A 22,726-nucleotide genomic window follows, 5' to 3' on the forward strand; every position below is an offset into this window, starting at 1 on the left:
GGTAATCTCGGTGATGCAGCATGCGGTTTAAAGTCCCTTATGGGCTGGTTTCCGGGAGGCCTTATTAAGCAATAAAAACGTGAAAATTACAAGCGTTACATTCTGATCAACAGAGGATCTTGAAACCCATGGGATTTCAAGAGATTGTCGGAAGATGTGATTCGCGGATCCATATGCCCCATAACCGGATGGCGAATAGGCTATCCCGGCTAAATACCCCAACCCAAACCTGGCGGTGTGAATAGAAGAGATCACCCTCATCGATCTCTGGCGATCTTTGCCCCTGCAGACTTTTTTTGCCTTAATGCGCGGAAAAAAGCATCTGACAACTAGCCCAATTTCAGCAGCCAACGCACAATACGCCGGGTTTTTTCACCATACAGCGTCGGGGTGAAATATTGACCGGCCACCCCCTTATGAATTTCCGAACGGGTGGGATAGGGAATGATAGGTGCCGTCATCGCACCAATTTTCCACCCTTTTTGTATGGCAAAGATCCAGGGTGCCAACAGCTCCCCGGCCCCCCGGCCTACAATACCTGCACCTAAGATTAACCCTTTTTTACCCAACACCACCTTGATCATACCGGCACGCTCTCCCTCCGCACGGGCACGATCATTCTCCTGCATCGGTTTGTTCAAAGTTTGCGTCCACACCCCCCGTGCCTTGGCTTTGGCCTCACTCAACCCCACCCAAGCCAGTTCAGGATCGGTATAGGTCACCCAGGGTACCGCCGCATAATTGACCTTGGCGGGCAGACGGAACAGGATATTACGGATTACGATACCCGCATGGTACCCCGCCATATGGGTAAACTGATACGGGCCGACCACATCCCCAATGGCAAAGATATGTTTTTGGGAGCTGCGTAAACGGTGATCTACGGGAATACCCTGGAGACTAAAATCCACCCCAGCCGCCGCCAAATTCAACCCATTAACATTTGGGGTACGGCCCGCAGCAACCAAGAGATGAGAGGCCTCAATGGTCAGGTTTTCCCCCGTCTCCTTTTTCGTCGCGGTCAGGGTTAACCCCTCCCCCACTCGTACCACTTTATGAAAATCCAAGCCGATATGTAGAGTTATGCCTTCAGTTTCTAGACACTGCTGCACAACGGCTGCCAGCTCTGGATCATCTTTGGGTAGTAACTTGGAACGCACTAAAACCGTGACGTGTGAACCCAGGCGGGCATAGGCCTGGGCCATCTCTAGACCAATGGGCCCCCCGCCAATAACCAGCAAGTGGGGTAAAGGTTGGTCGTTATCAAAAATCGACTCATTGGTGAAGTAAGGCACATCCTCTATGCCTTCAATAGGTGGAATCGCTGGAGAGCTACCGGTGGCAATCACAAAACGTTTGGCGGACATATGCTGTCCACCGGCTTCAACGGTGTGGGCATCCACAAAGCGGGCGGCATCCCGAATAACCGTGCAACCTAAACCTTCAAATCGTTCTTGGGAGTCATGGGGTTCAATGGCGCCAATAACACCATGAATATGGGCATGTACCTTGTGCATATCCACCTCAGGTGGCGTGGTACAGATCCCAAATTGATCGGCGGTACGTATGGCCTGGGCCGCATGGGCTGCAGCCAGCAGGGATTTGGAAGGAACACACCCGGTGTTCAGGCAATCCCCCCCCATCTTGCCTTTTTCGATCAGGAGAACATTGGCACCCATCTGAGCAGCCCCAGCCGCAACCGACAACCCCCCAGACCCTGCACCAATCACACAGATATCATACGGATAACGTGCCATGAATAGTCTCCTGACCTTACTTGAGCCTGAGGATGATCCGACACCTCCATGAAAGGTTAGAACCATCCAAAAAGAGCCAGACTTTATCAGCCCAGTTCTATATTAATGTGTCTCACCACCACCACTGGCATCATCCCCGCTGCCGCTATCCTCACTATGGTCTGCATCGCTGCCGCTGCTCTCTTCTTGCGCTGATTCATCCTCAAAATCATCCTCGACAGCATCCTCAAGATCATGCTCAAACCGATCATCATCCTGATCACGACGATCAGCTGAACCACCTGTTTGCTTGGTCTGTTCTGAAGATGCCATTCTTTTTTTCATCACCAGACCAAGGACCAGCAAACCCACCATACCGGTGATGATAAAGCCAAAAAACCACATAGCCGCGACTCTCAGATATTCAAAGAATTATTGATTCGATTGCCGATGTTTGACCATGGCTCGATATTTACGGAACTGCATCCACACCAGCCCCACCACAAAAACCAACAGGGCAATACCACTGAGTACGGCAAAGGCTACTTTGATAAAACCCATCGCATCCATTAGGCCAGTGCCCCCCCACAGGATGAACCACTACCGGCTGTGCACCCCAAACAGTGTTCGGCAATCACCACCCGTCGTTTAAGCAGATCCTCCACCGTTACTCCCCCTATCTGCTGGCTCCCAGGTAGATTAACCGGCATGTTGAGCGCTAGATTGAAGTCACAGTCAAACAGAGTTCCATCCCACCGTACACTCACCTGATGGCGGCACATTAACCCCTCGACAGTCGAGGGATTAAAGGACTCCCGCAGCAGCCCCCAATAAGCCTCTTCCTTACCTTCCCGACGCAGATCTGCACGGAAACGACCAATGGGCATATTGGTAATGGTAAGCAGGTTGCTAAAGCGAATACCAAAACGATCCCACAGCTGTTTTTTGTAATCTTGCTCCAACTGGCACTGAGCTGGGGGAAGAAAAGGACCACCGGGGTTGTAGACCAAATTCAGCGTACTGCCCCCCTCGACCCCATAACCAAGACCATTGAGTCGCTTCAAGGCGGTAATGGCCCCCTGGTACACCCCTTCACCCCGTTGGCGGTCTACATTCTCCTCCAGATAACAGGGCATGGAGCCTACCAGATCAACCCCTTGCTCTTGTAACCAAGGGGCCAGATCTTGCCACTGGGGTTCATTATGAATCACCAAATTGGTGCGCAACTGAACTGCCACATCCCGGGCACGCAGCGCTTTGATAAAAGGCTGGATATGGCTATTCATCTCCGGGGCACCACCGGTGATATCCACTTGCGTGCAGTTGGACTGTTCAACCAGCGCCAAAACATGCTGCATCACCGTCCAATCCATCTGCTCTTTACGGTTGGGGGCTGCTCCAACATGGCAATGGCTACATTGCAGGTTACAGGTCAACCCCACATTTACCTGGATCAGGTCCAGCGAGGCGACATCCATGGTTGGTGTACCGGTGTGCTGTTTCAATACCGTGGAGAAAACATTCATACCATGATTACTTTCTGTTCAATCGACATCATCAACCCTACCGGTGATGGATACTTAGTCGGATATAGCGGATGATTCTTACAAAATTTTTTCTAAGAGACCTTAATCTGGATCCAATCCAAGATCGCAGTTGGCAAGACCCGCTGCAAAGCAGCAAACAAATAGGTGGGGGTTGTCACCGGATAACGCCGCTTGGGTCGATCACTCTCCAGGGCGTGGATAACCCGCTTCAACACCGCTTCAGGCGGCAGCTTAAAGGGTACATGCTGGGCATCTTGCAAGCGGGGCAGTTGGGCATCATAAGCGGCCCGGTGCACACTACCCTGATGGTCAATCCATCGCTGAAAAGCCAATAAGGCATTGGCGTTAATACGACTATGGATCGGACCCGGCTCTACTAAGGATAGATAGATACCCGTCCCTTGTAGTTCCAAGCGCAATGTATCGGTCAGACCTTCCAGTGCAAATTTGGTCGCATTGTAGGCCCCACGGTATTTCAGTGCGGTAAAACCTAGGATAGAGCTGTTTTGGATAATACGTCCATAACCTTGGGCACGCATAATGGGGAGAACATGGGTGGTGAGTTCATGCCAACCAAAGAGGTTGGTTTCAAATGAGGCGGTCAGGCAGGCACGGCTAAGATCCTCTACCGCACCTGGTTGGGCATAGGCACCATTGTTAAACAGGCCATACAGCTCACCCTCTGTACGGTTGAGCACCGCTTGGAGTGAACCGGTAATACTCTCTGAATCGGTCAGGTCCAGTAAAAAGGACTCAAAGCCCTCTCCACGCAGCCGTGTGACATCCTGTTCCTGACGGGCCGTGGCAAAAACCCGATAACCCCGATCTTTCAGGCCATGGGCCACACAGGCACCAATACCGCTGGAACAACCCGTAATTAAGATCGGACGCTGCGCCCGATTGGCTGGGGGCATAGACATGGGGTCAGGCTCCTTTTCATCAATAAAGAAGCCCGAAGCATAGCAGAATCAGTGCACCGCTTCACTGCCTTGAAGCTCGTTAAGGATCTCTTGCACCATAGGGTCATCCACTTCAGGAACCAGATCCCAACGGGTGACCCGCTCGATCTCCTCTTTAAACAACTCCTCCATGAAGAGCCGGTCCAGATGCATTTTCATCTCCTCTTGGGTGATGATGGGCATGGGGGGACGCGCAGAGATGGCGGTTTGATCCTGTTTACTGATCTCTTCAACCGCTTGGGCTGGTGAAGGATCGAGCAGGGAATGGGTAACGGCAGGATTGTTAGACAGTGGCATGATCAACATAATTGGTACTCCCAGTTTTAAACGGTACCCGTTTTTTTTGCAGTTTCTGGTGATGCATCCCCTTTAATGGTTGTGACTGAACCGGGGCTTACACTACACTCACGGGGACCTTCTTATCTCTATCTATCGGCATTCAGCCCGGATCGCTTTAGCACAATGCTTAATTATCTCAACCGTCTTGGGGTTAACGAACATATCATCCTCTCTGCCATCGCCATTATCATTGGCGTAATGGTGGGCTATGGGGCGATCTTGTTTCGTACACTTATCGAAGGATTTCAGCACCTTTTCCTTGGAAGTGGTACCGAAAATGTTGGACAGCTGGTCGCTGGCCTAGAGTGGTGGCATGTGGTACTGGCCCCCATGATTGGTGGTGCCCTGGTTGGCCCTCTCGTCCATTTTTTCTTTCCGGGTTCTCGCGGGCATGGCGTACCAGAGGTGATGTCCTCGGTCGCGTTGCATGGCGCGAAAATGAATCTTAAGGATGGTGTGGGTAAAATGTTGGCCTGCTCCCTCTCTATTGGATCCGGCGGCTCGGTCGGCCGGGAAGGTCCTGTGGTACACCTGGGTGCGACCTTGGCTTCATGGTTTGGTGGCCGCCTGCGTATGTCGACCAAGCATATGCGTACCATGGTGGGCTGTGGGGCTGCTGCGGGTATTGCGGCATCGTTTAACGCCCCCATTGCTGGGGTGATGTTTGCGTTGGAGGTCATTTTAGCCGACTACGGTTTGGCAACCTTCTCTCCTATTGTACTTTCATCGGTTATTGCCACCGTTATTGCCCGACTGCACCTGGGCGATTTTCCGGCCTTTATCGTACCCCACTACACCCTGGTCTCGGCCTGGGAAATACCCGCTTATGTGGGTTTGGGGCTGGTGTGTGGTATTGCCGGTATTCTGTTTATGCACACCCTCTTTAAAACGGAGGATGTGATTGGCAAGATTAAAGCCCCCCGCTGGATCAAACCCATGTTTGGGGGTTTGGTTCTGGGTCTGATCGCACTGCAATTTCCTCAGATCATGGGTGTGGGCTACGACACCATGAACAAAGCCCTGTTGGAGCAGATGATCGGCCCCACCATGTTGATGCTGGTTTTTGTCAAGATTATGGCGACCTCCATTACCCTGGGCAGCGGCTTCTCTGGTGGTGTGTTCACCCCTAGTCTCTTTTTAGGGGCTATGGTGGGTGGGGCTTTTGGTACCTATGCCCATGCACTCTTCCCCGCGATTTCTGCAGGCCCCGGTGCCTATACTTTGGTTGGTATGGGGGCTATGGCTGCTGCTGTTTTGGGGGCACCCATTGCATCGATTTTGATTCTGTTTGAACTGACGGGTGACTACCGGATTATGCTGGCCTTAATGGTCGCTTCTATCGTGGCGACGCTGTTGATTAATCAGGTCTATCGGGACTCGGTATATACCAAGGCCCTGCGCCGAAAAAATATTGATCTATGGTCGGGGCGGGAGTCCGGCCTACTCAGACACATACCGGTTAGCGCCATTATGAAGCGCACCTTTGAGATGATCCCCGACAGTATGAATATTCGAGATCTCAAAGAAAAAATTCATCGAACGCGAGAAGAGAATTTTTTGGTGGTCAATGACCAAGGAGACCTTAAAGGCATTGTCTCTTTTCAGGATATCCGCGGTGTTGCCTTTGAAGAGGGGCTGGAAGATCTGGTCTTGGTGCGGGATATTGCAACCCGAGAATTAATCACCGTCACCCCCAGCGATAATCTATATGATGCCTTCCGCCGCATGGGTTCGGGCAACGTGGAACAGTTGCCGGTGGTCAGTGAGGATAACACCGCCCAGGTTCTGGGTATTATCACCAACCATGATGTGATCCAAGCCTATAACCATGCACTGCTGGAGCGGGAAGCAGAAATGATGGATAACCGTTAAACGGTTTACTCTTCTAGGCTTGCGTAACGGGTGTGACACTCGACCCATGATGCATGAAAAACGGATATACGATGGCTGGCACACGGCCTAACCCCTTTGTGCCAGCCATTTATGAAAGATCTGGTTAAAAAACCATCCAACGCTCATACCCTGGGTATACGGCCACCAAGGTCGATCCCCAGACCCTCCATCACATCTATTTCAAGGGTTTTGGATCTTGGCAACGATCCAAACGCACGAGTACCCCATGGATCATCCGATTTTGCAGAACCTTAACCAACCTCAGCTGGAAGCCGTTACCACCACGGAAGGACCCCTTATGGTCCTGGCTGGGGCTGGATCCGGTAAAACCCGCGTTTTGACCCGGCGCTTGGCCTGGATTATTCAAAATGAGCGGATTTCACCAGAAGAGGTCCTGGCGGTTACCTTTACCAATAAAGCCTCTAAAGAGATGCGGGAACGGGTACAGGAACTGCTGCAAAGTGATGCGCCAGGACAGGCTCACCGTTTTTGGATTGGTACCTTCCACGGTATGAGCGCCCGTATGCTCCGGCAGTTTGCCGACCGTTTGGGGTTTGGTCGAGATTTTACCATTCTCGACTCCAGTGATCAGGAACGCATGTTCAAACGGCTTTGTGAAGAGCTCAGTTTCTCTGACAAATATTGGACCCCCAAACGGCTGACCCATACCATTGGCCGCTGGAAAGATGATGGTATTCGCCCCCAAGATCTTACCGATCGGGAGATCCGCAAAGATTGGGAGCGGGATCGCATCCGCCAAATGTATGAACGGTATCAACAGGCCCTGCAACAGAACAACGCCATGGATTTTGGCGACCTATTGGTGCATTGCCTCAATCTTTGGGATCAAGAACCAGAAGTGCTCACACACTTCCAAAACCGCTTCCGCTATATCCTGGTGGATGAGTATCAGGACACCAACCATATCCAGTACCGCTGGATCAAAGCACTGGCAGGGGAACGCCATAACCTTTGTGTGGTGGGTGATGATGATCAATCCATCTACAGTTGGCGCGGGGCACGTATTGAGAATATTCTGAAATTTGAAGAGGATTTTCCTAAAACCAAAACCATTCGGTTGGAACAGAACTACCGTTCCACAGGGAATATTCTCAAAGCTGCTGGTGGGTTGATTAACCATAACCAGGGCCGTATGGAAAAAAGCCTTTGGACCGAAGATGCCCAAGGCGATACGATCCACTTTCTACGGGCAGAGAGTGGTGAGGATGAGGCCCGTTTTATTGCCTCAGAAATTCAAACACTCTGCCCCACCGGGGCCTATCAAAATGCGGCCATTCTCGTTCGTACATCCCGTCAAACCCGCTCTCTTGAAGAGGGACTCATGCGCTCAGGTATCCCCTATCAAGTTGTAGGGGGCTTACGCTTTTTGGACCGTGCAGAAGTACGGGATGCCTTGGCATATTTACGTGTGGTGGCGTCCAACCGGGATGATATTGCTTTTGAACGGGTGGTTAATGTTCCCAAACGGGGTATTGGTCCAGGCGCGTTACAATCCTTGCGGGAGATTGCGGCCCAGGAACAGTGCTCGTTATTAGATGCCGCCCGTTTCGCAGTGGACACCAAAGCCATACGCGGTACCGCCATTAAAGGACTCAGCGCTTTTATTAAAGTGATTGATGATGGCCGCAACCTGATCCATGAAGAGGTCACACCAGCCGAGATGCTGAATAAACTGTTGGCCTTTAGTGGCTACCGGGAGCATGTGCGGGATATGGAGAACGGTAGTGACCGTATTGATAACCTGGATGAACTGCGTAACGCGCTCTCCCGTACGGAGAGCTTACAGATGTTTTTGGAAGAGACCGCTCTCGCTACAGATATTCAGGACTCTGGCCCGGTTTCTGACCGAGTAGTGATCTCTACCTTGCATGCGGCTAAGGGGTTAGAGTTCCCTTGGGTCTTCCTGGTCGGAATGGAGGAAGATGTCATGCCCCATAAACTGGCCATGACTGAGCAGCCGGAAATTGGGTTGGAGGAGGAGAGACGTTTGGCTTATGTGGGCATTACCCGGGCCAAAAAGCGTCTTTACATCACCATGGCGCGCAAACGGTGGATGTACAACAAACCGGTGTTTCCCATCCCTTCCCGTTTTTTACAAGAGCTACCTCAGGATATTCTGGAAGATCGGGGTTTTGCGGTCAAAACCCGTCGGGGCGCTACGGGATCTTTGGCTGGTCTACCCGGGGGAATACCCAAAAAGCGCCCCAAATTTCCCATGCGCTGAGCCAATTTTGATTGAACATACCTAACCCCCACAGATCATAAACAGGTTTGCTTTACCAACGATCTGCGGGGAACAACGCCCTGACCAACACGGCAAGACAGAACGAGTATACTCTCCATGGCACATACACCCATCACCATTGTTGGCGCAGGTTTGGCTGGTTCTGAAGCAGCATGGCAACTGGCCCAACAAAATATACCCGTCCGTATTTATGAAATGCGACCAAACACCATGACACCAGCCCACCAGTCGGGAAACTGTGGTGAACTGGTCTGCTCCAACTCCTTACGGTCGGATGACCACACCAATAGTGCGGTAGGGGTACTGCACGAAGAGATGCGCCGGTTGGGTAGTCTGATTATGGATTGTGCCGATACCCACCGTGTACCGGCTGGCGGCGCCCTGGCGGTGGATCGTGATGCCTTTTCAGAAGCCATTACGGAAAAATTGGAACAGCACCCGCTGATTGAACTGGTACGTGAACAGGTCACCGTTCCTCCGGTTCATGAGGATAGCTATACCCTAATCACCAGCGGCCCCTTAACCAGTGGTGGACTGGCTGACTGGATTGAAGAACGGGTGGGCAAACGCATGGCTTTTTTTGATGCCATTGCCCCCATCGTTGCGCATGATTCCATTGATTTTAATAAAGCCTGGAAGCAATCCCGCTACGACAAAGGAAGCGGCAGTGACTACATCAACTGCGCCATGGATGAAGCGCAGTATAAAACCTTTATTCAAGCCCTTCTGGATGCTGAAAAAGTGGTCTTTAAAGAGTTTGAGGCCAATACACCCTACTTTGATGGATGTTTGCCCATTGAGGTGATGGCGGAACGTGGCTTCGAGACCTTGCGCTATGGACCCATGAAACCCGTGGGATTGACCAACCCCCATATGGAAGAGAAATCCTACGCCATTGTTCAACTTCGACAGGATAACAAGCTGGGTACACTGTGGAATATGGTGGGTTTTCAAACCAAACTCACATGGCCTGAGCAAAAACGTATTTTTTCAACCATTCCAGGGTTGGAAGAGGCCGATTTTGTCCGGTTGGGTGCTCTGCACCGCAACACCTTTATCAACAGTCCAGAGCTACTGACTGAATCCCTACAGCTTAAAAGCCAACCCAATATTCTTTTTGCTGGCCAGATTACTGGTGTGGAAGGGTATGTGGAGTCTACCGCATGTGGATTGATGGCTGGGCGGGTTATTGGCCATTTATTACGAGATGAAACCATTCAAATGCCACCTATTCTCACCGCGTTAGGTGCATTAATGAGTCATATTACCGGCGGCGCGGATGCCACACATTTTCAGCCGATGAACATTAACTTTGGTCTCTTCCCCAACTTTGAGCAACGCGTTCCAAAAAAGCAGCGTAAAGGGGCGTATGCACAGCGGGCCCTTGAACACATGGATGCTTGGATTGCTCAACAGAACGTAAAATAGAACCGCAGGACTCATGCCTATACATGGTGCAGGGTAGAGGCCACGTGTGTATGCCATTCCACCCTGCTGTGGCTGGACGGCTACCCACAGTGCTGTACGGGAGTAAGCAGCAAAGCGCCTGTATATGGCACGCTACGCCCCCAACATGGCAAACCCGGCAGGATCAACCCCCCCCCGCGATCCATCTCTTCAAACGCTTCATCAAAACATGCTTGAGCCAATATCTTTCAAACGCACGGAATGTGCCTTTTTCGAATGAACTGGAAGGTCTGGCGCTCTATGGCTGCCGCAATAGCATGCTCAAAACAACAATTAGAATTTGTGTACGGTATATCAGACGGATAATGGGAAAAACCATCTAACTTTTAGAGTCGTATGTTTTATGCTCTTCTTTAAGTTAAAAACGTTTCTTAGCAAAGCTATTCATCACAACAAAGAACACCATATACACAAAAATGGTGTAACCAAGCATGGTACCAAAATTACCTAAGAGTTTACCCCATGAGGCTTCATATCGCCCTAGGGCCGTCCAACCCAGTGCCAGAATAAACATAATTTTAAAGTAGTAATCACGCACAGTTCGAACAATAACTTGGAAAATAATACCAACAATAACCCCAAAGATAAATAAGGGCACAAACATGAGTGGAACACCAAAATCCACATAAGATTCGGTAATATAGCTAAATGCATGATTGGTTCGGTTACCATACCCCCCAGCAACCATAACACCTGCATATTTGCGTACTTTAAAGCTCTCTGAAAACAGAATGGGTTTGTCTGGGAAGAAAATCCGAGGCATAAAGATATGTTTCAACGCCCCAAAAATAAGCCCTCCATTTTCATGTGGAATGATGGACGGCACCCGTTCTACCACAAGGCTGGAATAATAAATTTCCCACATTCGGTTACCAAACGCAGCACTGGTCTCTTTAACTTCACTATCCGAGTGCCAGTTTGAAATAAGGTTACCAAGGACCGAGAGCTTATCAAGCTGTGTGTCAGAACCTGAAGACTGGTAGGACAGATAGTAGCGCCAATCACTTTTAATACCTGTCCAAATTGTGCCGACAGCTGTTGTCAATGCAATAAGGAATACCATCTGCAAAATCAACTGGTTCTGGAACTTTGAGCGTCTTGCTCCAATCATCGTATCAATAATAGCCACAAAGAACATAATCAAAGAAATACGGAAATCTGCAAAGAAGTTGGTCGCATTCCAGATCACTTCAATAAAAACAATCAACCAAACCCATAAATACTTTCTTTGTTCTAAAAGGCCCAGAAGAATCAGGTAAAGAACGCCAATTTTTAAACTGACAATCGCAACAACAGGCTGCGTCAATACAGGGACTGACCAAGCCAGTGAGATAATGATATTCTTAAAATATAAAATGAAAAAATTGAAGTATATTAGCAACTTAAATGACAAGAAGCTTTGTGGGTTTTTCTCCCATAATGAGCGTTTTTTGGAACCGATTGCCATTCCTCTATTAATACCTAACGAGAGGAAGACCAAACTGGCTAAGCCAATCATCACATAGGGGGCATAATCAACTTGTACAGAACGCAGCTCAATGCCTGTCAGGGGCATATAAAACAGGCCAAACGTAATTTGCAGCCACTGGAATGAAATGGCCAAAGGAAGAACGATTAGCCCTGGAACCCCTCGATAGGGCACAAACATCCAGATCAAGCCTAACGCCCACATACTAAATAGGGGTAGGAGTGACTCTCCCAAGGCTGAGAACAGTAGGCCTGTAAATGTAAAGATCAGCAAAAACAAGGCGAAAAACCTCTTACACAATCATTACAGGGCATAACATTTTTCAATCCTAACGTTCGCGTACATCTTGTATTTTTTCACCTATTCTGTTGATGACCATACCTTAGGGTGAGCATTGAATATTATGGGAATGAATGAATAATGGATGCAAGGGTACGTCACGCCATGCGGTAGAACTAAGCTCGCAACGTATCCTTTTAATAAGATGCAACATTGAAACCAAAGTGTTGGCAACCTATGATTCCACCAAAAAGCCAGTGGCATAGTATTTGTTTACATGATCCTGATGTGATATGAATCAATAGCGTACAAGCCTATAATCGAATTATTTTATCTTCTATCTATTATATGAATAACCTGATCTTGTTATTTAGTTAGGTAAAGTTAAATGATATAGAGCTATAACAGAATGATGGATTGTTTCTGGTGTATCAATAAATCACTTTATACGCACAACTATCCTGATATCACTTCTTGGAAAAGTATAATGGATACTCTCCCCACAGAGCGACCTATTCTTGTGTTAATGGGTTTTAATGTCATTGTTTCTGGTGCTGAAAAAATGATTTTTCGTACCATTCAGGCATTAACCTCATCTGGCATGCCGGTTCATGTCATCTTGAATAATTGGAAGCATGATACCATGGATACTGCCATTGAAGAGGCGGGTGGAACATGGCAGGAGGGTCCATATAATTTCCGACTTAGGCGAATTTATCCCAAAGTCAGTGATTATTTTAAACTCTTTTTTTATTTACTCAGACTTAACTTTTTTTTGCTTCAACAGCTTCTCAAACATCGCCCTAGATCTATTCTTATGAGTAATATCGCAGACGCAACAGCGGCATTACCCGTACTTGTGCTCGCAAAAATTTTAGGCATACAACTGATCCTGCGGAGTGATAATGTCCCGTTTGGCAAACGTTTTTACCAATTATACTGGAAATATGTTCTTGCTAAAATAATGGATAAGGTGATCGGCGTATCTCAATTTTGTTTAAACCGTTTACATCAGGTCGGGGTACCTACCGATAAGTCGGTGTTAATTTATAATGTACTCGTGGATGACCGCTTTAAATCAACATTCAAACAACCTCATAAAAACACCACGCTGGAAATTTTATATGTCGGACAAATTCTTAAAGATAAAGGCGTGTATACGGTCATTCATGCCGTTATGCACCTTCTTAAGCAAGGGTATCCACTGCATTTAACCCTGGCAGGTCGTATTCCTGATTGGCCACAAAGCCATGTGGATGCCTATAAGATGATGCGCGACACGGTCACTCAAGCAGGCTTTGATCAACAGATTCAATTCATTGGTGCATCCGATAACATTGCCCAATTGATGGCACAAAGTGACCTTCTGCTTACAGCCCCAACGAATGAAGAAGCGTTTGGGTTGGTGTATCTTGAGGCCATGGCACTGGGCTTACCGGTGGTCACATTTAACCGGGGGGCCATTACTGAGATTGTGCGACATGATGAAACAGGGTGGATTTGTACCGAGGAAAGCTTAGAGAGCCTTATTGAAGGCACACGTTATGTCCTGGATCATCCAGATCGTCGCCAGTATTACAGTGAACAGGCCAGACATATTTTTACCTGCTCGGACCACCCTTTTTCAGAAACACGTTTTCAGATCGATACTTACCAACTTTTCACAAAGCCATAACACCGCATGATTGCCGACCAACACTGAACCTTTACGCTGTAGAATGCACATTACCCAGCATACAGAGTATACTGCTAGCTGCTACTAAGCGGGGCTCAGCGGGCCATTACACTTCCAGAAATTTAGGGAAAGTCGTTAAATTCCGGCACCCACCATTTTCAATCACAACCACATCCTCTAATCGTACCCCACCCCACTCTGGATAATAGAGACCAGGCTCCACCGTTACAACATGGCCAGCCTCCATGGTCATATCACGAATAGATATGCGTGGCACTTCATGAATCTCCAACCCTAGGCCATGCCCTGTACCATGAAAAAAGCCCCGCTGTTTGCCATCCTCTCCTGGCCCGGTTGGAAAACCTTGTTCGGTAAACGCGTTGGTAATCGCCTCATGCACAGCTTTACCAGAAACCCCGGCGCAGAGCATAGAAAAGGCAAGATCCTGGGCTTGACGTACACATGACCACGCTTTTTTCAACACATCTGGAGCTTGGCCCCGACAGACGGTACGGGTCATATCCCCCCAATAGCCACTCGTTTCATGACGGGGGAAGACATCCATAATGATCGGTTGATGGGCGGGTAGCGGGCCAAACCCCTCTTCATGAGGGTCAGAGCCTTGTACACCACCAGAAACAATGGTGTGATGCGGCATAGCACCATGTTTTACCAGCGTGGCATTGATCTTAGCTCTTACCTTTTCAGACGTTAACGGCTCCCCTTTATGGTAGAGCCAACCATCATCACCAATCTCCGCCATATGAATAAGATCGACACCAGCCTGCATGCCTTTGCCCGTTATTTCTAGCGCTTTTTCAATGGCCGCAACTTCATCATCCCGTTTTAAAGCCCGCTCAGGCCAAAATGAGCCCATAACAGGCTTAACACCAACCCCTTCATGGCGTAACACATCCGCAATTGCTAGAGGAAAGTCCCAAGGGGTGGTTACATCTCCGATGGAGAGCTTTTTAAGAAACGCAGCAACAAGATCCCCTTCACTGGGCTGGCCCTCTGCGTGAATCTCATTATAAAAAGCCCGTACATCGGCCAAATCATGAATATGATCAACATTGGCACTACGACGTGCTCGGTCGATCTCAAGGGCAGAGACGACAATATGGCTTTTGCCCTGGGGGCCCCCTTCTTGAACAAAAAGAAAAGGGTCTGGGGCAAAAAAACCCGTAGCATAGAAGAGATCAGCACTGCTTTCACTATCAGCATAGATCAATCTGGCGGGGTAGGCTTCCATGGCATCACCAAGTTTTCTGGTTAAACGTAACGTTTTAAAAATTCTATCGAATGGACACAATCTCTCATTATTGCAAGGCCTCAAACCTCTCACCGTACTCAAACGCAACAACAGAGCAAAAGCACCATAGGTGGTTATGGGAGACACTAACCTTTATAGACCTAAAGCAGGGGGGAAGCGAGGCCAAGCGAGATAGAGGAGAAAATGAAATGCATTCTGCAGACGTTGATCGACCAACTCTTATAAAAAAAGCCTGGGAAGGCTCAGCCGCTTCCCAGGCTATATATCTTCTACATGTCAAACGGTTTAGGCTCGCTTGAGTATTTCAGCAACAAGCTTTTCAATGCCTTCACCAGCCTCAGCAATCGAGGCCGCACACATATAGGCTGCGGTAGAAACAATATTGTTTTGTTCATCAATCACAATTTGCTTTGCACCTGTTTCAACATGCTCATTACCCATCGCTCGGATGGCTCCAGCGGTACCTTCATCATTACCAATGGTCAACTTAACACCCCGGTCTGCCAAAATTTTAGAGATGACGGCAGGGGTAATACAGATCGCACCAATGGGTTTTTTAGCATCGTACATGGCATTGACCAGTGACGCTAAATCTTCATCAACCGTGGCATCTGGGCCATCAAAGGCAACGGTTGAAAGGTTTTTTGCCATCCCAAAACCACCAGGAATGATTAACGCATCCAGTTCAGAGATCTGCACTTCAGCAATGGTCTTAACATCACCACGGGCAATACGGGCGGCCTCTACCCGTACATTACGAGTCTCGGCCATTTCATCACCTGTTAAATGATTCACCACATGGTGTTGATCTTTGTCTGGTGCCATACAGACCACTTTGATACCGGCTTTGTCCAAAAAATAGAGTGTCAATGTAGCTTCATGGATCTCAGCACCGTCATAGACACCACAACCAGACAAAACCACGCCAATGCGCTTAGCCATTAACTACTCTCCTGCAGGTCAAATTCAGTTTATCACAATAAAAAAAGTGCCCCCTTATGTAAGGTGCACTTTTTTTTATAAAGAACTTAAGACTTGGGTTTGGCGCTAAAGCGGCTATCGTCAGCATCTCGTGGAAGGCCAAAGAAGTTATGATACTTCTTACCTGTAAAAAGCTTCCACTTTTTGAAATAACGCTCTGAATGACCCCGCTTAAGGCCAATGACCATGGCTTTGAAAGAAAAAAGGGCAAGGGCAGCGATCAGCACAAAATTCAGGATTTCCATCATGCGTCCTTAACAGCTATTGAGCATTTGCATGGGTATTGTGTTTGTAAACCTGTCTATCCTACACAAGTCGTTTCCGTTTGCAAAACGACAATGGCGTGAATTGAAAGATATAACCGATTTTTTCTGTTTCATTCGGTCAATGGAACCACGGATAGGCTTATAGACCCTACCGATACTGCATTATAGACCTAATCAACCCATATCCGATCTTACTTTACCTTCACAAGATCATGGATATTGGCCATGTAAGTCACGAAGCAGCATATGGTTCGACCGTTCCTCTGTCTTGGGTCAATACGAGACAGCAGGTACTAAACGCTTACCATGGGTACTTCACGGAGAGTGTACTATCCTCAAAATTTACAGAGATCTAGACTATGATTAAGGTATGAAGATCTAAAGAGACAACAGACACAATCCGATCTTAAGTGTAGAACATTATTTTGATCTTTTTCTTAACCCCATAGGTATGTTTTTCAAACATTAGATAAAACAATACACTTACCCCTAAACAGATAGCAGAAACACCTACAAAAGTGAGAATGGATATAAAATTCACGGTTGATGCATTGGGGATCCACTTTTTAAAAATTAATAGAACAATGGGATAGTGCACCAAATATAGCGTATATGAAAAAGCTGACAGCTTACTCCCATAGGCTTCTAGTGCTACAAGCCAAGCTTTCTGTGGTTTCATCACCACCAATTGTTGAATGAATAAAGCCATACCCATCGCTAAATAGAGCAACATAAAATCTTGTGTAAATATAAAGCTGTTAAACGTTACGACTGAGACAGATTTAGACTCAGATGTATACTGACTTCCTACTGCAGAAAATAGAATCAATACTACTGCTAATATTAAAACACGAGGTGAATACTCTTTAGGTTTAACAAGATAAGCGATACCACCAATACCCCAACAAAACAGGTATATGGGATTAAGCTGAACAAAAACCGATAACACCATGGTAAATAAAATCAAATAAACGACTTTATGATTGGCTTTAACAACCATCAAACCAGCAATACCAATCAACATATAAAACCATGTTTCGTAGGCCAAAGACCATAATGGTGCATTACCCCCAAAGGAGCTAAAAAAAACATTCTGTAGACCAAATATATTACCCATAAATACTGATAGATAAATGTCAATATCTAACACATATGCAATCAAACCCGATAAAACCAAAGCAGGAATGAGTGGAAGTAAAATCCGTACGGCTCGATCAAGCAGATAATCTCCAAAGTTGAATGTCTTTTTCTGGATTCTTTCAATGGCCATACCCAAAACCAGAAAGCCGCTTATAACAAAAAAAACAATCACAGACTCAAGGCCTATACGTGTTAACCCATAAAAACCCATCATAAATACAGTTTTTTGCTGATCTGGGAGGCTACCAAAGTCTACAAAAGCTAAACCACGAACATGTACGAACATTACAGACAATGCGGCTAAAAATCGTAACCAATTTAGCCAATAAAAATGCTTCTTCGTAGAATCCGTGGACATATATACTCTTTCACCAAAAGCTGTAAAAACCGTATCTATTCATCAATTGAGTCACATGAATGACCTGTTTAAATATTTTCTTCCCCGGTACATTAGCCTAAAAGATCCATTGTGGTTTGCATGGCTTAACTCATCATCATTGAGCAACCAAACCACCCTAAACTCACATATTTATAACAGTCTATCAAGACTCTTTACCCTCCAAATGAATTCATTATTTCCCTACTGCCAAGCATTTTACGCCAAATGTAGGAATGTAGGGTTCACTCTATCGCTACCTACCTTCACCAATCCCCCTATAGCATTAAGACTAGGGCTTTTAGCTACTGCATGATCGTCCAAAATGCCTTTATCAATCTTGAACACACACGCATCGTCCACTAAATAGCCCTTAACCACAGACGCTTATCTAGAACCGCCAACAGAGTCGTTAACACCTTATACATCCATATGGTTAACGAAAAATGCACATAAAAAAAGGGTGAAGCTAAGCTTCACCCTTTTCATAGAACGAGTCTGGTTTAGATTAACCACATTTAGAGTAACCACACTCCAAACAGGTTTCACAACCATCCAGGCGAACCACAGAAAGCTGGCTGCATTTGGGGCATAACGAGCCCCCAACCATACCCTGTTTTTCTGCCTGTTTACGTTTTTCCATCAGTTCAGCACTCACTTCCTGCGAGTGGATCATGCCAATATCAATTAAGTGCTTCTCAATGCACTCACCGATTTCAGCCACCAAACTGGGCATATATTTACCGCCCGGCTTGTAGTAACCCCCACGCGGATCAAAGACCGAACGCAACTCCTCCACCAGGAACGAGACCTCTCCACCATGACGGAACACAGCCGAGATCACGCGGGTCAAAGCTACGATCCAGGAGAAGTTCTCCATGTTCTTGGAGTTGATAAAGATCTCAAAGGGACGCAGATGCTCACGATCTGTGCCCTCATTTACCACAATATCATTGATGGTGATGTAGAGCGCATGCTCTGACATGGGTGTTGCAATCTTATAGGTGGTGCCGCGCAGCTCTGGCGGACGCTGCAACAATGGCTGCATGCGAATGACCTCTGCCCCTCCTTCAGGTCGCTTCTCTTCCTCAGCCTCCGTTTTTGGTTCATCGGAGACCACTTCAAAACCCACAATTTTTTTCTCGATCGTGACGGACATGCTGTCCCGCTCCCCAAGCTAAGTTGGATCTTCCATGAACGGACGAATATAGGTGTGGCTTCCTCGCCCACGCCTTGTGGGTATCGGCTAGCTTGCGGTCAACCTTCTTGCCATGGTTGTACCGTACGCTATGGACACCCCCAGAGGGTTATCTCTATAACACCGCTGCCACCGCGGTTTGCTCCTTACAGAGATCCACCCTAATTCTATAGATCTAAAACCGACAAGTGACCCCAACCGGTACAGCCCTTGGTTCCACCTTGTCGATATATATTGAACGCAAAGATTAAGGCTTAGTACCGGCCATAGTAGCCATCTTTGAGTGCTTCAAACAGGTTGGCGGCGGTATGTTTTTCGCCGTCATATTCAATTTCATCATTACCTTTGACCTCAACCGTACTGCCATCTTCCATCACAAAGCGGTAACTGGTATTGGCCAGATCTTCCTCTTTAACCAGAACGCCCTGGAAGGCCTCGGGATTAAAGCGGAAGGTGGTGCACCCCTTCAGCCCTTTTTCATAGGCATAAAGGTAGATGTCTTTAAACTCGTCATACGGAAAATCCGTTGGCACGTTAATGGTCTTGGAGATGGAAGAGTCCACCCACTCCTGTGCCGCAGCCTGAACATCCACATGGGCCCGTGGGGCAATGGCGTTGGCATCCATAAAGGTCCCAGGTAGCAGATTTTTCTCTTCTTCTGCATAGGGGTCGGCATCCGCATTAATCAAAGAACGGTAGGCCAACAACTCATACGAGAAGACATCTACCTTCTCTTTGGTTTTACGCCCTTCACGGATGATGTTACGGCTGTATTTATGGGCAAAACTGGGCTCAATACCATTGGAGACATTGTTACCCAAAGACAAAGAGATGGTGCCAGTGGGTGCAATGGAGGTGTGATGGCTAAAGCGTGACCCTTCGGTCTCAATACGCTTACGCAGCTTTTCTGGAAACTTCTCCATATAGCGGCTGTAGCGTGCCATCAGTACCTTACCAGAGATCTGGTCACCCACGCAGATGCCATCATCGGCCATCTCAGGGCGTTTGGCCATCATCTCTTCGGTGACAGTAAACATCTCGTTCATCACCGGTGCCGGACCTTTTTCATTGGCCAGATCCACACCCACTTCCCAACCGGTCAGGGCCATTTCACGGGCGACTTCACCCGTAAACTGAATGGATTCCCGGTCACCATACTTCATATTAAGCATGCACAGTGTGGAACCTAGCCCCAAAAAGCCCATACCATGGCGACGCTTATGGGCAATCTCGTTAGCTTGACCATCCAGCGGCAAACCATGGATCTCAACCACATTGTCCAGCATACGGGTAAAGACCGCTACCACCTCTTTAAAGCGGGTCCAGTCGAACTCAGCTTTTGGGGTGAAGGGGTTTTTAACAAACCGGGCCAGGTTCACTGAGCCAAGCAGACAGGCGCCATAGGGTGGCAAAGGCTGTTCACCACAAGGGTTGGTGGCCCGAATATCTTCACAGAACCAGTTGTTGTTCTGTTCGTTGACTTTGTCGATCAGAATAAAGCCAGGCTCAGCATAGTCATAGGTTGAGGACATGATAACATCCCACAACCGACGTGCAGGTATGGTTTTCCAGACCCGGCAAGCCACTTCACCACGCTCATTGGTTTTGTAGCCTTCTGAGACAGGCCAATGGCGATAGACGATATCAACGGTCGGATCATCCAACTCAAAATGGTTGGCTGGGAATACAAGTTCCCAATCCATATCTGACTTCACCGCTTCCATAAACTGTTCGGTAATCAGACAGGAGAGGTTGAACTGACGCAGGCGACCATCTTCCCGTTTGGCACGGATAAAGTCCACCACATCAGGATGGGTGATATCAAAGGTCGCCATCTGCGCCCCACGACGTCCCCCCGCAGAGGAGACGGTACGGCACATGGCATCATAAATATCCATAAAGGAGAGCGGACCAGAGGTACTGGCACCCGCACCGGCCACAAACGCACCCTTGGGACGTAAGGTCGAGAACTCATAGCCGATACCACAACCGGCCTTGAGCGTTAAACCCGCCTCATGTACCGCACCAAGGATATCATCCATGGAGTCATTGATGGTCTGCGATACGGTGCAGTTAATGGTACTGGTCGCGGGCTTATGCTCTTTAGCCCCAGCATTGGAAACAATACGACCGGCAGGAATAGCACCCTGCATCAGCGCCCAAAGAAAGCGCTGGTACCACTGTTCCTGTACCGCTTCATCCTCCGCTTCGGATAAGGCACGGGCAACCCGCTTGAATGTATCTTCAAGGGTTTTATCGACCGGCTCATCGCCTTTGGATTTCAGACGATATTTGCGGTCCCATATATCCTGGGACGCAGACTGGAGTTCCAGATCCATTTGGGGATTGATTTCCAGTCTCTTCACGCGATTGGGCATGAGAAGATGACCTCTACTCTAAAACGTGCGAAAACTCTTACATGCCATACAACAGGGTGCCAAGAACCATAGGCACCGTTTCATATGACGAACCGGCACATCGGAATAGAGGGCTCCCGATGTTGCTCGCAGACTGTATACCCGGCACGTTTGTAACCGCCCCTTCTTTGAGGGATTTTATACGGTTGCCAAACGGATACAGTCATGCGGAATGACAGAGAATAACATGATCTAAAAACGGGCTGATCACCCTATTCCCAAAGTATGCTTAATGATACCTAAAAAACCTTTTAGCTACTTAGGCTTATAGGATAGCGCGAAGTTCCATTGCAAGGCAATGGCTCCACTGTATCAAGTTACAAATTTCAATTCAGGAAACGCCTTCGTTCGCTAACCGTTAAAGGTGTGTGAACCAGCGCGAAACAGATCATGCCATTGATGGCTGATGCGTTCAATATCATTGTATGCTTGACAGCTGTTTTTACCCATACAGCAATCGGCCCATACACAGAAAAAAGCCGTGAACTCTAAGGGATGGCGTCATCGATCCCTTAATAAGAAAAATTTGAGACACCTGATCAAAAAAGCGCCCCTGTCTGAGACAGAAAAAAATCACAGAAGATCTCTTTTAAAAAAGCCGGAAAATCTGTTTGATGATCAGATGTTAGGAAAATTACACCAAAACACCATAAGACGGCTGCTCCATGGCCCATTAATAACTAAGGCATTCAAGTTAGCCTGAGATTGCATGTCGATTGCTCACCCTTACCCAGAGAAGTCCTGACCACACCCACATGGACGGTCCCATACAGCAAACCCCTGCTCAACCCAGGCAGCCATGGAGCCATCATAAGAGTTGTGCATTTTTGTGCTCTAACAGTTGACCAAAGACAAACCAACCCAAGGCACCAGGTTGTCCTGTATCACTATAGGTCATTTAAGTAGGGATCCTGCTGCCGTTTGGACCAATGGCTCAACTGGTGCAGTTGTGCCAGAGCGTTAAAGGTACCAGTTGTCTGATCCAGCAGCTGTTCTGCGGGTAGATGTTCGGCCAGAGGGATGGTGCCAACCAAACGACAGAGGGGGAATTTACTCTCCGCCTCATAGCGATCCAGCGTGCGCAGATCCAAGCAGGGGATATCCGATGTGAAAGCGCACTTCCACATCGGATGTATTAGCCACAAAAGAGGAGACGGGTTGGGTACGATAGGCAATAGCCGGGTAGTAACGGGGTGCTTGGCTTGCCCCACCTGCCGCCAGATAGGCCGGTAGGCCACCATCCAACAGGGATACCTGGCATGTTCTAACCGTTTAAAGGTCCAAAAACAGGCGTGCTCCCATGGCCATGGCATGGATACCGCGGCCAACGGGTACAAGGATGACAATCTTCCGCACCAATGCCCAGATCACCAATTACATGCGCCAATTAATCCACAGGGGGCATTATATCTGGCACTTTAAAGCGTGGGCGACGCCAACCATCCC

General features: G+C 48.0%; 18 protein-coding genes. 4 read left to right on the forward strand and 14 right to left on the reverse strand.

Features of this window, described 5'->3' with window-relative positions; genetic code table 11:
* Window positions 1-329: 329 nt before the first annotated feature.
* From V5T57_RS01760 to V5T57_RS01785, 6 genes are all read right to left on the reverse strand, one after another.
* Window positions 330-1,757 carry a dihydrolipoyl dehydrogenase family protein gene (locus V5T57_RS01760; RefSeq protein WP_332889434.1) on the reverse strand — a complete coding sequence of 476 codons (1,428 nt, stop codon included), beginning with the start codon at window positions 1,755-1,757 and terminating at the stop codon, window positions 330-332.
* A 102-nt stretch (window positions 1,758-1,859) separates the two neighbouring features.
* On the reverse strand, window positions 1,860-2,141 hold the full coding sequence (locus V5T57_RS01765) for a hypothetical protein (protein WP_332889435.1): 282 nt from the start codon (window positions 2,139-2,141) through the stop codon (window positions 1,860-1,862).
* Between the two features lie 27 nt (window positions 2,142-2,168).
* Window positions 2,169-2,306, reverse strand: a complete 138-nt coding sequence (locus tag V5T57_RS01770; RefSeq protein ID WP_332889436.1) for a hypothetical protein — start codon at window positions 2,304-2,306, stop codon at window positions 2,169-2,171.
* Window positions 2,306-3,262, reverse strand: a complete 957-nt coding sequence (gene arsS / locus V5T57_RS01775) for an arsenosugar biosynthesis radical SAM (seleno)protein ArsS (RefSeq protein ID WP_332889437.1) — start codon at window positions 3,260-3,262, stop codon at window positions 2,306-2,308. The genes V5T57_RS01770 and arsS overlap by 1 nt, the downstream gene beginning before the upstream one ends.
* A gap of 92 nt (window positions 3,263-3,354) precedes the next feature.
* Window positions 3,355-4,203, reverse strand: coding sequence for an SDR family oxidoreductase (locus tag V5T57_RS01780; RefSeq protein WP_332889438.1), 849 nt, complete (start codon window positions 4,201-4,203; stop codon window positions 3,355-3,357).
* A gap of 48 nt (window positions 4,204-4,251) precedes the next feature.
* Window positions 4,252-4,548, reverse strand: coding sequence for a hypothetical protein (locus V5T57_RS01785; RefSeq protein ID WP_332889439.1), 297 nt, complete (start codon window positions 4,546-4,548; stop codon window positions 4,252-4,254).
* Between the two features lie 156 nt (window positions 4,549-4,704).
* Here V5T57_RS01785 and V5T57_RS01790 point away from each other — a divergent pair, with 156 nt between their 5' ends.
* From V5T57_RS01790 to trmFO, 3 genes are all read left to right on the forward strand, one after another.
* A complete protein-coding gene (locus V5T57_RS01790) occupies window positions 4,705-6,453 on the forward strand; it encodes a chloride channel protein (protein ID WP_332889440.1) in 1,749 nt (582 codons plus the stop codon).
* Window positions 6,454-6,700: 247 nt separating this feature from the next.
* Window positions 6,701-8,719 (forward strand): ATP-dependent helicase, encoded by a 2,019-nt coding sequence (locus tag V5T57_RS01795; RefSeq protein ID WP_332889441.1) that lies wholly within the window; start codon window positions 6,701-6,703, stop codon window positions 8,717-8,719.
* Window positions 8,720-8,836: 117 nt separating this feature from the next.
* The gene (gene trmFO, locus V5T57_RS01800; RefSeq protein ID WP_332889442.1) at window positions 8,837-10,168 is read left to right on the forward strand and encodes a methylenetetrahydrofolate--tRNA-(uracil(54)-C(5))-methyltransferase (FADH(2)-oxidizing) TrmFO; all 1,332 of its coding nucleotides are present in this window, start codon (window positions 8,837-8,839) and stop codon (window positions 10,166-10,168) included.
* 397 nt (window positions 10,169-10,565) lie between these two features.
* Here the strand turns inward: trmFO and V5T57_RS01805 are convergent, their stop codons facing one another.
* Complete coding sequence (locus V5T57_RS01805; RefSeq protein ID WP_332889443.1) at window positions 10,566-11,954, reverse strand: hypothetical protein; 1,389 nt, start codon at window positions 11,952-11,954, stop codon at window positions 10,566-10,568.
* Between the two features lie 409 nt (window positions 11,955-12,363).
* On the opposite strand from V5T57_RS01805, the gene V5T57_RS01810 reads away from it, so the two are divergent.
* Window positions 12,364-13,629, forward strand: coding sequence for a glycosyltransferase family 4 protein (locus V5T57_RS01810; RefSeq protein ID WP_332889444.1), 1,266 nt, complete (start codon window positions 12,364-12,366; stop codon window positions 13,627-13,629).
* 106 nt (window positions 13,630-13,735) lie between these two features.
* On the opposite strand, the gene V5T57_RS01815 is transcribed toward V5T57_RS01810, so the two are convergent.
* The 7 genes from V5T57_RS01815 to V5T57_RS01845 all read right to left on the reverse strand — a co-directional run bounded on the left by V5T57_RS01815 (window position 13,736) and on the right by V5T57_RS01845 (window position 22,371).
* Entirely contained in the window at window positions 13,736-14,881 is a 1,146-nt protein-coding gene (locus V5T57_RS01815) for a M24 family metallopeptidase (protein WP_332889445.1), read from the reverse strand.
* A 306-nt stretch (window positions 14,882-15,187) separates the two neighbouring features.
* Window positions 15,188-15,844, reverse strand: coding sequence for an isoprenoid biosynthesis glyoxalase ElbB (gene elbB / locus V5T57_RS01820; protein WP_332889446.1), 657 nt, complete (start codon window positions 15,842-15,844; stop codon window positions 15,188-15,190).
* An 86-nt stretch (window positions 15,845-15,930) separates the two neighbouring features.
* A complete protein-coding gene (locus V5T57_RS01825; RefSeq protein WP_332889447.1) occupies window positions 15,931-16,131 on the reverse strand; it encodes a hypothetical protein in 201 nt (66 codons plus the stop codon).
* A gap of 424 nt (window positions 16,132-16,555) precedes the next feature.
* A complete protein-coding gene (locus V5T57_RS01830; RefSeq protein ID WP_332889448.1) occupies window positions 16,556-17,647 on the reverse strand; it encodes an acyltransferase family protein in 1,092 nt (363 codons plus the stop codon).
* A 526-nt stretch (window positions 17,648-18,173) separates the two neighbouring features.
* Window positions 18,174-18,824: a TSCPD domain-containing protein gene (locus tag V5T57_RS01835; RefSeq protein ID WP_332889449.1), complete on the reverse strand. Its 651-nt coding sequence runs from the start codon at window positions 18,822-18,824 to the stop codon at window positions 18,174-18,176.
* A 293-nt stretch (window positions 18,825-19,117) separates the two neighbouring features.
* Window positions 19,118-21,241 carry an adenosylcobalamin-dependent ribonucleoside-diphosphate reductase gene (locus V5T57_RS01840; protein ID WP_332889450.1) on the reverse strand — a complete coding sequence of 708 codons (2,124 nt, stop codon included), beginning with the start codon at window positions 21,239-21,241 and terminating at the stop codon, window positions 19,118-19,120.
* A 926-nt stretch (window positions 21,242-22,167) separates the two neighbouring features.
* Window positions 22,168-22,371 carry a rhodanese-like domain-containing protein gene (locus V5T57_RS01845; protein ID WP_332889451.1) on the reverse strand — a complete coding sequence of 68 codons (204 nt, stop codon included), beginning with the start codon at window positions 22,369-22,371 and terminating at the stop codon, window positions 22,168-22,170.
* Window positions 22,372-22,726 lie beyond the last annotated feature (355 nt).

The organism is Magnetococcus sp. PR-3, from assembly GCF_036689865.1.
In the GTDB taxonomy this organism is placed as follows: domain Bacteria; phylum Pseudomonadota; class Magnetococcia; order Magnetococcales; family Magnetococcaceae; genus Magnetococcus.